This is a genomic window from Pseudomonas silensiensis (genome assembly GCF_050434865.1).
Classification (GTDB): Bacteria; Pseudomonadota; Gammaproteobacteria; order Pseudomonadales; family Pseudomonadaceae; genus Aquipseudomonas; species Aquipseudomonas fluorescens_W.
On the sequence record NZ_JBNDJH010000019.1, the window covers coordinates 30,968 to 44,712 of the forward strand.

General features: G+C 58.3%; 11 protein-coding genes and 1 pseudogene. 7 read left to right on the forward strand and 5 right to left on the reverse strand.

Annotated features, from left to right (window positions below):
* Positions 1-78 precede the first annotated feature (78 nt).
* On the reverse strand, positions 79-2,814 hold the full coding sequence (secA, locus tag QF010_RS23855; protein ID WP_033057581.1) for a preprotein translocase subunit SecA: 2,736 nt from the start codon (positions 2,812-2,814) through the stop codon (positions 79-81).
* A gap of 307 nt (positions 2,815-3,121) precedes the next feature.
* On the opposite strand from secA, the gene QF010_RS23860 reads away from it, so the two are divergent.
* Complete coding sequence (locus tag QF010_RS23860) at positions 3,122-3,577, forward strand: DUF721 domain-containing protein (RefSeq protein WP_008147416.1); 456 nt, start codon at positions 3,122-3,124, stop codon at positions 3,575-3,577.
* Positions 3,578-3,692: 115 nt separating this feature from the next.
* Here QF010_RS23860 and QF010_RS23865 read toward each other — a convergent pair whose 3' ends face one another.
* A complete protein-coding gene (locus tag QF010_RS23865) occupies positions 3,693-5,180 on the reverse strand; it encodes a helicase HerA-like domain-containing protein (RefSeq protein WP_033057615.1) in 1,488 nt (495 codons plus the stop codon).
* A 189-nt stretch (positions 5,181-5,369) separates the two neighbouring features.
* Between QF010_RS23865 and QF010_RS23870 the strand changes: the two are divergent.
* The 5 genes and pseudogenes from QF010_RS23870 to gpgF form a co-directional block, all read left to right on the forward strand.
* Positions 5,370-6,401: pseudogene (locus QF010_RS23870) on the forward strand (HAMP domain-containing protein); the annotation flags it as partial.
* A gap of 93 nt (positions 6,402-6,494) precedes the next feature.
* Positions 6,495-7,259 (forward strand): methyl-accepting chemotaxis protein, encoded by a 765-nt coding sequence (locus QF010_RS23875; RefSeq protein WP_409077343.1) that lies wholly within the window; start codon positions 6,495-6,497, stop codon positions 7,257-7,259.
* 243 nt (positions 7,260-7,502) lie between these two features.
* The gene (gpgS, locus tag QF010_RS23880) at positions 7,503-8,624 is read left to right on the forward strand and encodes an N-acetylglucosaminyl phosphatidylglycerol synthase (RefSeq protein WP_429534072.1); all 1,122 of its coding nucleotides are present in this window, start codon (positions 7,503-7,505) and stop codon (positions 8,622-8,624) included.
* On the forward strand, positions 8,617-9,393 hold the full coding sequence (gene gpgD, locus QF010_RS23885; RefSeq protein WP_429510919.1) for an N-acetylglucosaminyl phosphatidylglycerol deacetylase: 777 nt from the start codon (positions 8,617-8,619) through the stop codon (positions 9,391-9,393). The genes gpgS and gpgD overlap by 8 nt, the downstream gene beginning before the upstream one ends.
* Positions 9,390-10,385: a glucosaminyl phosphatidylglycerol flippase gene (gene gpgF, locus QF010_RS23890; RefSeq protein ID WP_429510920.1), complete on the forward strand. Its 996-nt coding sequence runs from the start codon at positions 9,390-9,392 to the stop codon at positions 10,383-10,385. The genes gpgD and gpgF overlap by 4 nt, the downstream gene beginning before the upstream one ends.
* Here the strand turns inward: gpgF and QF010_RS23895 are convergent.
* Both QF010_RS23895 and purU read right to left on the reverse strand, forming a co-directional pair.
* Complete coding sequence (locus QF010_RS23895; protein WP_197281742.1) at positions 10,372-10,548, reverse strand: hypothetical protein; 177 nt, start codon at positions 10,546-10,548, stop codon at positions 10,372-10,374. The two genes, gpgF and QF010_RS23895, sit on opposite strands and share 14 nt — an antisense overlap.
* Positions 10,549-10,634: 86 nt before the next feature.
* Complete coding sequence (gene purU / locus QF010_RS23900; protein WP_008147434.1) at positions 10,635-11,483, reverse strand: formyltetrahydrofolate deformylase; 849 nt, start codon at positions 11,481-11,483, stop codon at positions 10,635-10,637.
* A gap of 340 nt (positions 11,484-11,823) precedes the next feature.
* Here purU and mvaT point away from each other — a divergent pair, with 340 nt between their 5' ends.
* Positions 11,824-12,201 (forward strand): histone-like nucleoid-structuring protein MvaT, encoded by a 378-nt coding sequence (mvaT, locus tag QF010_RS23905; RefSeq protein WP_007945872.1) that lies wholly within the window; start codon positions 11,824-11,826, stop codon positions 12,199-12,201.
* A 99-nt stretch (positions 12,202-12,300) separates the two neighbouring features.
* On the opposite strand, the gene sbcB is transcribed toward mvaT, so the two are convergent.
* Positions 12,301-13,731 (reverse strand): exodeoxyribonuclease I, encoded by a 1,431-nt coding sequence (sbcB, locus tag QF010_RS23910; protein WP_033057575.1) that lies wholly within the window; start codon positions 13,729-13,731, stop codon positions 12,301-12,303.
* Between the last annotated feature and the right edge of the window lie 14 nt (positions 13,732-13,745).

Consider the following 13,745-nt stretch of genomic DNA (forward strand, 5'->3'; position numbering starts at 1 on the left):
AACGGTGGTTTAAATGGCAAAACGCCGCGACGGCATAAGCCGGTCGCGGCGCGGGTATTTCAGCGTATGAAACGGGTTTTACTGGATCTGCCCGTGGCAATGCTTGAACTTCTTGCCCGAACCGCAGTAGCAAAGTTCGTTGCGGCCCAGCTTCTGTTCATTGCGTACCGGCGCGATGGCCAGGGCGACATCGACCTCTTCACCCAGCAGTTCCGGTTGCTCAAGCCCCGGAGCTTCGTCGTGCTGGAACTGCATGCGCGCAGCCAGCGCTTCGGCTTCCTGGCGCAGGCGTTGTTCTTCTTCGATCGGATCTTCGCGGCGAACCTGAACGTGGGACAGCACACGGATCGAGTCGCGCTTGATCGAATCCAGCAGCTCGGAGAACAGCGTGTAGGACTCGCGCTTGTACTCTTGCTTCGGGTTCTTCTGTGCGTAACCACGCAAGTGGATGCCGTGACGCAGGTGATCCATGGTCGACAGGTGGTCTTTCCACAGGTCGTCGAGCACACGCAGAACGATTTGCTTCTCGAAGGTGCGCAGCGCTTCGGCGCTCGCCTGCTCTTCTTTCTCGTTGTACGCGGCCAGCAGCTCGGCCATGAGCTTCTCGCGCAGGGTTTCTTCGTACAGGTGATCGTCTTCGTCGAGCCATTTCTGGATCGGCAACGCCACACCGAAGTCGCTCTGCAACGCCGCTTCCAGACCGGCCACGTCCCACTGCTCAGGCAGCGATTGCGGTGGAATGTGCGCGCTGACGGTAGCGTTGAGCACGTCCTGACGGAAGTCGGCGATGGTTTCACCGATGTTGTCGGCGGCCAACAAACTGTTACGCATGTGATAGATCACTTTACGTTGTTCGTTGTTGACGTCGTCGAACTCGAGCAGTTGCTTACGAATATCGAAGTTGCGGCCTTCAACCTTGCGCTGAGCCTTCTCGATGGCGTTGGTCACCATGCGGTGCTCGATCGCCTCGCCAGGCTGCATGCCCAGGGCCTTCATGAAGTTCTTCACCCGATCAGAGGCGAAGATGCGCATCAGGCTGTCTTCCAGCGACAGGTAGAAACGGCTGGAACCGGCGTCACCCTGACGACCGGCACGACCACGCAGCTGGTTGTCGATACGGCGCGATTCGTGACGCTCGGAAGCAATCACCTGCAAACCGCCCGATTCGAGCACTTGCTGGTGACGTTTCTGCCAGTCGGCCTTGATCTGGGCAATCTGCTCAGGGGTCGGGTCTTCCAGGGTGGCCACTTCCACTTCCCAGTTACCGCCCAACAGGATGTCGGTACCACGACCGGCCATGTTGGTGGCGATGGTCAGTGCACCTGGGCGACCGGCCTGGGCAATGATCTCGGCTTCTTTTTCGTGGAACTTGGCGTTCAGAACCTTGTGTTCGATGCCTTCCTTCTGCAGCAGCGCAGACATGTGCTCGGACGTTTCGATGGTTGCAGTACCCACCAGCACCGGACGGCCCTGGGTCATGCATTCCTTGATGTCATTGATGATCGCCGCGTATTTCTCTTCGGCGGTCAGGAACACCAGGTCGTTGTAGTCTTTACGCGCCAGCGGTTTGTTCGGCGGGATAACCATCACCGACAGACCGTAGATCTGGTGGAATTCGAACGCTTCGGTGTCAGCAGTACCGGTCATGCCGGACAGCTTGTTGTACAGACGGAAGTAGTTCTGGAACGTGGTCGAGGCCAGGGTCTGGCTTTCGGCCTGAATGTTCAGGTTTTCCTTGGCTTCGATAGCCTGGTGCAGGCCTTCGGACAGACGGCGACCCGGCATGGTGCGACCGGTGTGTTCGTCGACCAGAACGACCTGGCCATCCTGCACGATGTATTCGATGTTGCGATTGAACAGTTTATGAGCGCGCAGACCGGCATAAACGTGGGTCAGCAGACCAAGGTTGTGCGCCGAGTACAGGCTCTCGCCTTCGGCCAGCAGGCCAACGCGGGTCAGCATGTCTTCGATGAACTGGTGACCGGCTTCGTTGAGCTCAACCTGACGAGTCTTCTCGTCGACGGTGTAGTGGCCGGCCTTGGTGACTTCGCCTTCCACTTCTTCGATGTGCAACTCAAGCTGCGGGATCAGTTTGTTGATCTCGATGTACAGCTTGGAGCTGTCCTCGGCCTGACCGGAAATGATCAGCGGGGTACGGGCTTCGTCGATGAGGATGGAGTCGACTTCGTCGATCACGGCAAAATTGAGTTCGCGCTGGAATTTTTCTTCCATGCTGAACGCCATGTTGTCGCGCAGGTAGTCGAAACCGAATTCGTTGTTGGTGCCGTAGGTAATGTCGGCAGCGTAAGCCAGACGTTTCTCTTCCGGCGGCTGGAACGGCGTGACAACACCGACCGACATTCCGAGGAATTCGTAGAGTGGACGCATCCAGTTGGCGTCACGACGGGCCAGGTAGTCGTTCACCGTCACAACGTGCACGCCCTTGCCGGACAGTGCGTTGAGGTAAACGCCCAGTGTTGCCACCAGGGTCTTGCCTTCACCGGTACGCATTTCCGCGATCTGGCCTTCATGCAAGGTCATGCCGCCGATCAGCTGGACGTCGAAGTGGCGCATACCCATGATGCGCTTGCCGGCTTCGCGGGCGACCGCAAAGGCTTCTGGCAGCAGCTTGTCGAGGGTTTCCCCTTTGGCGATGCGGGCCTTGAACTCATCTGTCTTGGCACGCAATTGATCGTCCGAAAGGGCCACCATTTGCTCTTCGAAGGCATTGACGAGTTGCACCGTCTTGAGCATGCGTTTGACTTCACGCTCGTTCTTGCTTCCAAAAAGTTTCTTTAACAAAGGCGCAAACATATCGGCAGGATCTTCCACACTAAAGGGATGGAGGGCGGCCCCGTGAGTCGCCCGAGCAGCCCTCATGGCCGCATGCGAACGAGCATTCTACCCGGAAACGATGGTGAGGAAAGTGGCGTTGTTCCACGATGCATGCACTGCGCTATAACGGGGCTCACTTAAAATAAGGGCTTTTTGCACAACTTCAAGCCATTCGCGGCAGAAGTTACTTGTTGATTTAATGGGTAAAGCGCGCGCAAAGCAATGGCTCGGGTGCATCCGGTGCTTTCTGCTACCATGGCAGCTCTGTTACTTCAGGTGTCTGATCATGGCATTTCGCCCTCTTACGGCCAGAGCACCCGCCGTCCTGCTTCGCGAAGCCAAACCGCTGAAAGCCATCTTCGGCCACGCTCAACGCCTGGGTCATTTACAACGTCTGCTGGAAAGCCAATTGCAGCCCGCCGCCCGCGAGCATTGCCATGTGGCGTCGTGGCGCGAAGGCAGTCTGTTGCTGATAGTGACCGACGGTCATTGGGCAACCCGCCTGCGTTATCAGCAAAAGCGTCTGCAACGGCAACTACAGATGTTCGACGAATTCGCCAGCCTGACGCGGATTCTGTTCAAGGTACAGCCACCGACCGTTCAGCAAGGGGCGGCTGGCCACACCATCAGCTTGTCGACTGATGCAGGCGCGACCATTCAGGCCACAGCCGACGGGATCAGCGACCCGAATCTGCGGGCAGCGCTGGAACGGTTGGCGGCTCACGCCAAACCCAAGACCTGAAATCACTACATTCCCCTGTAGGAGCGAGGCTTGCCCGCGAAGCTTTTAGCGCCCTCACGGGCCTCTTCGCGGGCAAGCCTCGCTCCTACAGGGGATGTGTCAACTCAAAAGTTATTCAGCGGCGTTTACTTCCGCCGAGCAGCGAGCCCATCAGCCCGCGCACCAATTGTCGGCCCAACTGATTAGCCGCCTGTCGCATCGCTGATTTCAACGCCTGTCCGGCCGCCGTACCGAGAAACTCCCCAGCCTGTTCGGTAAAGCTTGGTTCCTCGGGTGCAGGTTTGGCCGGCGTCGCCTCGGGATCAGGTGTCAGACCCTTACGCCCCATCAACACTTCATAAGCCGATTCGCGATCAACGGGTTTGTCATACCGCCCTTTGAATGGCGACCCCGCGATCAGCGCTGTACGTTCAGTCTCGCTCAACGGCCCGATCCGCGATTGCGGCGGTGCCACCAATACCCGCTGGACCATCTCCGGCGTGCCCTTGTCCTGCAACGTGCCGACCAGCGCCTCGCCAATCCCAAGCTCGGTCAGCACCGACAAGGCATCGAACGCCGGGTTCGGCCGGAAGCCTTCAGCCACTGCTCGCAGGGATTTCTGCTCCTTGGCGGTGAACGCGCGCAGGCCATGCTGAATGCGCAAACCGAGCTGAGCCAGCACGTCATCCGGCAAGTCGCCCGGCGATTGGGTGACGAAATACACGCCAACACCTTTCGAGCGAATCAGCCGCACCACTTGCTCAAGACGATCCTGCAACGCCTTGGGCGTACCGGCGAACAATAAATGTGCTTCGTCGAAAAACAACGCCAGCAGCGGTTTGTCCGCATCGCCGCGCTCTGGCAGTTGCTCGAACAGTTCGGCCAGCAGCCACAACAGGAACGTTGCGTAGACCTTCGGCGCTTCGTGCACCAGACGGCTGGCATCGAGCAGATGAATGCGCCCGCGGCCCTCGGCGGTCGGCTGCAGAATGTCTTCGAGTTGCAGTGCCGGCTCACCGAACAGCGCTTCGGCGCCCTGCTGTTCCAGGGTCGCCAGACGCCGCAACAGCGCCTGACTGGAACCGGTGGTCATCAGCGCGGCGTCCTCACCGAGCAATTCGGGGTTGTCACGCAGGTGATTGAGCAGTGCCTTCAGATCCTTGAGGTCCAGCAGCAACAGCCCTTCACGGTCCGCCACCTTGAACGCGGCGTACAGCGCCGATTGCTGACTGTCGGTCAGCTCCAGCAGACTGCCAATCAATAACGGCCCCATTTCGCTCAAGGTTGTGCGCAACGGATGACCGGACTGACCGTGAATGTCCCACAGGGTCACCGGATACGCTTGAGGCGTGTGGTTCAGCCAGGGCATCCCGGCGATCCGCTCGGCGATTTTGCCTTGAGGGTTGCCGGCGGCGCCCAGACCACACAGGTCACCCTTGATATCGGCGGCGAACACCGCCACGCCGGCATCGCTGAAGGCTTCGGCCATCCGTTGCAAGGTGACGGTTTTGCCCGTCCCGGTAGCGCCCGCGACCAAACCATGACGGTTCGCCAGACGCATGGCCTGGGCAATGGGCTGCCCGGCGAGATCGGCACCGATAACGAGTTGTAATGAGTCAGGCATTTTGTCACCCATGGTTAATCTTTGATCCTTCACGGCCGATAGGAATAAGCGAGAGACCCAATTGAAAGCAAGGTCCGACATTCCCCTATGGAGAGCAGGAATTACCGACTCGCTCCATTGCGCACTCATTTTGCGCGCATTCACAGCAACGCGCCCCGAACAATAAGACCTTAGCGGACCCCTCAAGCCATGAACAAAAATCTGCGCTTCAGCCATAAAATCCTGCTGGCCGCCGCCCTCATCGTCATTGCCGCCTTCGCCTCGTTCACGCTGTACAACGACTATTTGCAGCGCAATGCGATACGCCGCGATCTGGACAATTACTTGCAGGAAATGGGCAGCGTCACCGCGAAAAACATTCAAACCTGGCTGGCCGGCCGCAGCCTGCTGATCGAAAACCTGTCGCAAACCGTTGCCTTGAACGCAGATACAGCCAATGTTTCCAACCTGCTGGAACAGAAGGCCGTGTCGTCGACCTTTATGGGCGCCTACCTGGGCAACAAAGATGGCACCTTCATCATCCGCCCGGACAGCAAGATGCCCGACGGTTATGACCCTCGTGCCCGTCCTTGGTACAAGAGCGCGCAAAGCACCAGCGGTTCTGCCCTGACCGAACCCTACATCGACCTGGCTTCTGGCCAGTTGGTGATTTCCATCGTTAATAGCGTACTCAAGGACGGTCAAAACATTGGCGTGGTCGGTGGTGACTTGAGCTTGCAGGTGATCACCGACAGCCTCAACGCACTGGACTTCGACGGCATGGGTTATGCGTTTCTGGTCGGCGCCGACGGAAAAATCCTGGTCCACCCGGACAAAGCGCTGGTGATGAAGTCCCTGAGCGAGGCGTACCCGAAAAACACCCCGCGCATCAGCAGCGACTTCAGTGAAGTAGACGTCGACGGCAAAACTCGCATCGTGACCTTTACACCGATCAAAGGGCTGTCCTCAGTCAACTGGTACATCGGCCTGTCAGTGGACAAGGACAAAGCCTTCTCCAAACTCAGCGAATTCCGCGCCTCGGCGCTCATTGCGACGGTCATTGCCGTGGCCATCATCATTGCTCTGCTGGGCATGCTGATCCGCATCCTGATCCAGCCGCTGCACGTCATGACCCGCGCCATGGCAGACATCGCCGACGGCGAAGGCGACCTGACCAAACGTCTGACCATCGTGAACAACGATGAATTCGGTGTCCTCGGTACCGCGTTCAACCGCTTCGTGGAACGCATTCACGGTTCGATCCGCGAAGTGTCGTCGGCCACCGGGCAAGTCAACGAAGTGGCTCTGCGTGTCGTGGCCGCCTCGAACTCGTCGATGTTCAACTCCGACCAACAGGCTTCGCGCACCAGCAGCGTGGCCGCAGCGATCAACCAGCTCGGCGCCGCCGCTCAGGAAATCGCCCGCAATGCCGCACAAGCCTCGAGCCAGGCCAGCGATGCCCGCAGCCTGGCCGAAGATGGCCAGCAAGTGGTGGATCGCAGCATTGTCGCGATGAATCAGCTGTCGAGCATGCTCAGCGCCTCGAGCACCAACATCGAATCGCTGAACAGCAAAACCGTGAACATCGGGCAGATTCTCGAAGTAATCACCAGCATCTCCCAGCAAACCAACCTGCTGGCGCTCAACGCGGCCATCGAAGCAGCACGTGCCGGTGAAGCCGGTCGGGGTTTTGCCGTGGTGGCCGATGAAGTGCGCAACCTGGCGCACCGCACTCAGGAATCGGCGCAACAGGTGCAGACCATGATCGAGGAGCTGCAAGTCGGCGCCCGCGAATCCGTCAGCACCATGAGCGACAGCCAGCGCCACAGTCAGGACAGCGTCGAAATCGCCAACCTGGCCGGCGAGCGGTTGAACAGCGTGACGTTGCGTATTGGCGAGATTGACGGGATGAACCAGTCGGTGGCCACGGCGACCGAGGAACAGACGGCGGTGGTGGAGTCGATCAACGTCGACATTACCGAGATCAACACACTGAATCAGGAAGGGGTGGAAAACCTGCAGTCGACGTTGCGGGCGTGTGCCGATCTTGAGCAGCAGGCGGCGCGGCTGAAGCAGTTGGTGGGCAGTTTCCGTATTTAAACTTCAAGATCCCGCCCTCTCCCCAGTGGGGAGAGGGGAAAGGGAGTCGATCTTCAAGCCTTTCAAACCTGAGTTCGACTCGGACTTTCAGGTCGATGTAGCTCTAAGAACAACTCGGTCAGTCCCCTCTACCTCTGGGAGAGGGTTAGGGTGAGGGGGCGCGATCGACGCCCCGCCACAAAACCCCAACCGAACATCTATCCTTCATAAAGGTCAACCAAGGGAGCTCAACGGACCGGAGGGATGTTCATCGTGCATATCGCTGACATAACCATGTTCTACGCCCCTGCCAGCGGTGGCGTGCGCACGTATCTGGATGCAAAGCACCGTCGCCTGAGCATCAAGCCGGGCATTCGCCACAGTCTGCTGATCCCTGGGGCTCACTTGAGCGAACAGGATGGCGTTTACACGGTTCCGGCCCCCGCCCTGCCCTTCGGCAAGGGTTATCGTTTCCCCCTCCGTCTAGCGCCCTGGCGCAATGTTCTGCAGGATTTACAGCCTGACCTGATCGAGGTCGGCGACCCCTATCTCACCGCTTGGGCGGCCCTCGACGCCCGGCGGCAACTCGATGTCCCGGTGATCGGTTTTTATCATTCAGACCTGCCGCTGCTGGTCAGCAATCGCATGGGCAACTGGGTCACCACCAACGTCGAAGCCTATGTCAGCAAGCTCTATGGCAACTTCGATCGGGTTCTGGCGCCCAGCCAGGTCATGGCCGACAAACTGATCGGGCTGGGGGTGAAGAACGTTTTCGTGCAACCGCTGGGCGTCGACTTGCAAACCTTCAATCCCACTGCACGAGACTCGGGTTTGCGGGCCGAATTGGGCATTGATGAGAACACTCATCTGCTGATCTTCGCCGGGCGCGGCTCCAAGGAAAAAAACCTGCCGGTGCTGCTCGACTGCATGAAACACCTGGGCCGACGCTATCACCTGCTGCTGGTAGGTTCGTCGATGCCGGCCGCAGTGCCCGACAACGTTACCGTGATCGGTGAGTTCTGTACGGCGGTACACTTGGCGCGATTGATGGCCAGCGCCGATGCGCTGCTGCATGCCGGTGACCAGGAAACCTTTGGCCTGGTGGTTCTTGAAGCCATGGCCAGTGGCATTCCGGTGGTGGCCGTGGCGGCCGGGTCCTTTCAGGAAATCATCACCGAACAATGCGGCCTGCTCTGCCCGCCGAATAATCCATTGGCGATGGCCAACGCGGTCCGCGAGCTGTTCAGTTCGGGCAGCGTCGTTTTGGGCAAACAGGCCCGCAGCCATGTCGAGCGGCAGTACTCCTGGGACACGGTGGTCAACAGCCTGCTGGGGCATTATCACGCGGTGCTCGGCAGCCACTGGCCGCTGACCGCCAATGGTTGAGCCCATGAACCCGCCCAGCCTGTTACTCGTGCTGCACGACGTCGCACCGCAAACCTGGGCCGATTATCAACCCTTTGTTGAAACCGTCGACGCCTTGGGCGAGGTGCCGATGACCTGGTTGGTGGTGCCCGATTTCCACAAGCACAACGATCTGGAGGAGCATCCGGGATTTCGTCGTTTGCTCAACAGCCGTATCGCCCGAGGTGACGAACTGGCATTACACGGTTACTTTCATTGCGATGAAGATCCGCCCCCCCACACACCACGAGATTGGTTCATGCGCCGGATCTACACCCACGAAGGCGAGTTTTACAGCCTGTCTCAAGAAGCCGCCCTCGCCCGCCTGCGCGCCGGCATCGAAGTGTTCCACCGTTATCTCTGGCCGCTGGAAGGCTTCGTCGCTCCGGCCTGGTTGATGAGCGAAGGGACGCGCCAGGCCTTGCGCCAGTTACCCCTGAGATACACCAGCGATTCGCAGCATCTGTATCGTCTGCCGGACTTCACCGCGGTCGACGCGCCGGGCCTGGTCTGGAGTGCGCGTAGTGCCTGGCGTCGGGGGTTGTCGAAGCTCGTCAGCGATCAACGCGAACAACGCTGGCAGCAAGCACCGGTGATTCGTCTTGGCTTGCACCCGGTCGATATGCGCCACGAGTTCTCGCGCACTTACTGGCTGCAAACCCTCAAGCGCTTGCTCGACGAAGGACGTGTACCGATGACCAAGGCGCGCTGGCTGGCGCTGCAAAGCGACCGTATGGGTCGCGCCGCATGAGTCGCGGGATTCTGCTGCTCGTCGCGCTGCTCGCTGCGGTGCTGATTCCGTCGCTGCTGGGCGGTAACGAAACCTGGTATCGACTGCGAAGCTTTCCGCTGACATGGCTGCTGATCATGTTCGGCATGATCCTGCTGTGCTGGGTGCTGAACACGATGCGCTTGCGCCTGTTGCTCGGGGATCAGCGTGACAAGGTGGGCCCGCTAAAAAGTCTCGGGGTGGTGATGGCCGCCGAGTTCGCCTATTGCGCTACCCCCGGCGGCAGCGGCGGGCCGCTGACGATCATGGCGCTGCTGGCACGCAATGGCGTCCGGCCAGCCAGGGGCAGCGCCGTGTTTGCCATGGATCAACTGAGCGATTTGCTGTTTTTTCTCTGCGCGCTGAGCGGGATCCTGATTTATGCGTTGTTCCAGCACCTCAGCCAACGCATGGAATGGCTGCTGACCGTCAGCGCCATTTCAATGTTCGGCGGGTTGTTCAGTTGCGTGGTGGTCGCCCGCTACCATCGAGTGCTGATTCGTCTGAGCGGTCGGTTGCTCGCTCGCCTGAATGTCAAAACCACCACACGCCTGCGCTGGGCGCGAAAACTCCTGCACTTTCTGGCGGCGTTCACCGACACATTGAAGCTGCCCTTTCAGACGCTCATCACGGTGTTTGCCCTGACCTGCCTGCATTGGGTCTTGCGCTATAGCGTGCTGTATCTGGCATTGCGTGGGCTCGGGGCGGATTTGCAGTGGGCCTGGAGCTTTCTGATCCAGATGCTTTCGCTGAGCGCGGGGCAATTCAGCCTGTTGCCGGGCGGTGCCGGGGCGGCGGAGTTGACGTCGGCGGCGCTGCTGGCGCCAATGGTGGGAAAATCCACCGCGGCGGCGGCGATTCTGATCTGGCGGGCGGTGACTTATTACTTTTATCTGGTGGTTGGTGGCCCGGTGTTTTTGCTGATGCTTGGGCGGCCGCTGCTGAAGAAGTTGATGAAGTTCAAACAGGCTTGATTTTATCGTCGGGCTCGTTCTGCAACTGTTCCCACAACTCGGCGGCACCGGGAAACTCCGTGCCGTCTTCGGGGTTCATGTCATCCGGGTCGTAGCGGCTCAAACAGCCCTCTCCCAATGTGGCAGGCGCCTTGGATGTCGCTTTGTCGAGTGGATCGGCCATGGTCATGTCCTCAGTGCAGAAACGGCGAAGGGCCTGAAGCGATTGAACGCCCAGGCCCTTCGAATTTCAACCGTGTTGTGTGGCTGTCAGAACACGACGGTTTTGTTGCCGTGCACCAGCACCCGATCTTCCAGGTGATAACGCAGACCACGGGCCAGCACCATCTTCTCGACGTCCCGACCGAAACGCACCATGTCGTCGATACTGTCACTGTGGCTGACGCGAACAACGTCCTGTTCGATGATCGGACCGGCATCCAGTTCTTCGGTCACGTAGTGGCAAGTAGCGCCAATCAACTTCACGCCACGCATCGATGCCTGGTGATACGGTTTGGCACCGACGAACGACGGCAGGAAGCTGTGGTGAATGTTGATGACCTTGTGAGCATATTCGCGGCACAACTCGGGCGGCAGTATTTGCATGTAGCGGGCAAGTACGACCACTTCGGCGTCGTGCTGTTTGACCAGGCGTGAGACTTCGGCGAATGCCGGTTCTTTATCCTGTGGATTGACCGGTACGTGGTAATACGGAATCCCGTGCCACTCGACCATGCTGCGCAAGTCGTCATGGTTGGAGATCACGCAGGAAATTTCGCAATCCAGCTCATCACTGTGCCAGCGGTGCAACAAGTCGGCGAGGCAGTGAGACTCGCGACTGGCCATCAGGACCACGCGCTTTTTCTGCTCGGTATCGGTGATGCGCCAGTTCATCGAGAACTCTTCGGCAATCGGTGCAAACGCTTCGCGAAAGGCATCGATACCGAAGGGCAGCGAATCGGCACGAATTTCGTGACGCATGAAAAACCAGCCACTGAGATTGTCCGAGTGATGGCTCGCTTCAGTGATCCAGCCGTTATGTGACGCCAGAAAGTTACTGACTTTAGCAACGATGCCGACGCGGTCCGGGCAAGCAATCACCAGCCGAAAAGTGCGCATGAGGGTCAAACTCCAGAACTTCGCAAAGGCGGCCATTCTAGCGATTGCGCAGCAAAACTGCAGTATTGATGACGTTTGGGCCGGCACAAAGGTGGGCGGCACAGGTTCTGGCAGCACCCGCTACCCGCGCGATGGTGTTCATGTTGCCAATCTTCAAGTGCCCAATTGTGAACATCTGTGATGACTGCATCACACTATTTAACTGCACCGGCAATTTATTCCCTATTCACCGTAACTAATTTAAATAAAACTCCGGTTAAATGTTTACTTGATGAAACACCCTGACTATTATTGCCGCACTGTCACCTGCCATCCAGCGCCTCAACATAAGGTAGTCCTCATGTCCTTGATCAACGAATACCGCGCCACCGAAGAAGCTATCAAAGAGCTGCAAGCCCGTTTGAAGAACCTGTCCCAAGACGACAAACTGCAAACCGAGCTGGAATTCGAAGGCAAACTGCGCACCCTGATGGGCGAGTACTCCAAGTCTCTGCGTGACATCATTGCGCTATTGGATCCAGAGTCCAAATCCAAAGCACCACGCGGCGGCGCAGTAAAAACTACTGGCACCAAGCGTGCTCGCAAAGTTAAACAATACAAAAACCCGCACAACGGCGAAGTCATCGAAACCAAAGGTGGCAACCACAAAACTCTGAAAGAGTGGAAAGCCAAGTGGGGCGGTGACGTGGTTGAAGGCTGGGCTACCCTGCTGGGCTAAGCCGTAGCGCTTGTCGCAGACCATCCGCGACAAAAAAGAACGCCAGCATCTGCTGGCGTTTTTTTATGCCCGGGATTCAGCACCCGGACATTTTCGATTTCAAAGATTCAAACGTTTGCGTAATTCCTGGACATAATTCTGCCATTCATTCAGCACCTCTCGCTGAAACGATGTAGCCGTAATACTCCATTGGGCGGCGGCCTCTTCAAAAGTTTCCAGCGTATTTGGCGCCCCCCACTCGGGTGCTGACAAACGTTGCTGACAGAATATTCGCCAGCGTTCTTGCTCTTCGAAACTCAACGTATCGGGGAAGTTGCGTGCGCGATATCGAAACAATAATTCAGGCAATCGTTCATCATCGAAAGGCCATTGTTGTTGCGCTAATTGAGCAGGGTCGGCAGACCGGACTTGCTCACAAAGACGCCGATCCCGATCACCGATAAAACCATCGTATAACTGTTGCTCAGGATCTTGGCTCGAGGTGAAATCTTCGCTGGCGTAAATCGCCTGAACTTTATCTCGCCAAACTGTTTGTGCGTCACTTAGCCGCAGCGTGCGCTCTTGGTAGAGCGACATATCCAGCCCCAAACGTTGCTGATCTTCAGAGCGAAGTACCGACAACGGCGCCACCACCGGGCATTTATTGATGTGGATAAGTTTGAGCGGCACCGGCAACTCACCCTCGGCCAAGTCATCGCGGCGGGTATACAGCCGTTGACGCAAGGTGTCGGCATCAAGATCGAGCAAACCCTGAGGGTCCAGGTGCAGGTCACAGACAATCAATGCGTTTTTGTTGCGCGGGTGCCAGGCCAGGGGCAGGACCACACCGACATAACTGCGCGCCGCTGAAAAGCGCCCGGAGATGTGCACCATCGGCTGCAACAACCGAATCTGATCCATCACCTTTTGTTTACCGCGCAACTGAAACAACCAGTCATACAACTTCGGCTGCTTTTCCCGGATCAGACGCGCCAGGGCGATGGTGGCTCGAACGTCCGATAGCGCTTCGTGAGCATTTCCGTGATCAATGCCATTGGCGGCAGTCAGGCGTTCGAGTTTGAGCGTTATCCGCCCCTCGTCGTCCGTCGGCCAAACGATGCCGTCAGGGCGCAAGGCATAGGCTGCACGCACCACATCGATCAGGTCCCAGCGGCTGTTACCGCCCTGCCACTCGCGCGCATAAGGGTCGAAAAAGTTTCGGTAAAGACTGTAACGGGTCATCTCGTCGTCGAAACGCAACGTGTTGTACCCCGCCCCACACGTGCCGGGCGCAGCGAGCTGGGCGTGCACCCGGGTCATGAAGTCGGCTTCGCTCAAGCCTTGCTCGGCCAGTCGGCCAGGCGTAATACCCGTGATCGCACAGGCCGCCGGATGGGGCAGGATGTCTTCACTGGGCTGGCAGTAAAGGTTGACCGGCTCGTCTATTTCATTGAGATCGAAGTCAGTGCGAATCCCCGCCATCTGGAGTGGGCGGTCGCAACGGGGGTTGATGCCAGTGGTTTCATAGTCGTACCAGAAGATAGAGGTCACGGGCTATTCCTGAA

Excerpts from the sequence above, each read along its gene's own strand:
- secA (WP_033057581.1), bottom strand. The coding sequence starts at position 2,814 with ATGTTTGCGCCTTTGTTAAAGAAACTTTTTGGAAGCAAGAACGAGCGT.
- QF010_RS23860 (WP_008147416.1), top strand. The coding sequence starts at position 3,122 with ATGGCATTTCGCCCTCTTACGGCCAGAGCACCCGCCGTCCTGCTTCGC.
- QF010_RS23865 (WP_033057615.1), bottom strand. The coding sequence starts at position 5,180 with ATGCCTGACTCATTACAACTCGTTATCGGTGCCGATCTCGCCGGGCAG.
- QF010_RS23875 (WP_409077343.1), top strand. The coding sequence starts at position 6,495 with ATGTTCAACTCCGACCAACAGGCTTCGCGCACCAGCAGCGTGGCCGCA.
- gpgS (WP_429534072.1), top strand. The coding sequence starts at position 7,503 with ATGTTCATCGTGCATATCGCTGACATAACCATGTTCTACGCCCCTGCC.
- gpgD (WP_429510919.1), top strand. The coding sequence starts at position 8,617 with ATGGTTGAGCCCATGAACCCGCCCAGCCTGTTACTCGTGCTGCACGAC.
- gpgF (WP_429510920.1), top strand. The coding sequence starts at position 9,390 with ATGAGTCGCGGGATTCTGCTGCTCGTCGCGCTGCTCGCTGCGGTGCTG.
- QF010_RS23895 (WP_197281742.1), bottom strand. The coding sequence starts at position 10,548 with ATGGCCGATCCACTCGACAAAGCGACATCCAAGGCGCCTGCCACATTG.
- purU (WP_008147434.1), bottom strand. The coding sequence starts at position 11,483 with ATGCGCACTTTTCGGCTGGTGATTGCTTGCCCGGACCGCGTCGGCATC.
- mvaT (WP_007945872.1), top strand. The coding sequence starts at position 11,824 with ATGTCCTTGATCAACGAATACCGCGCCACCGAAGAAGCTATCAAAGAG.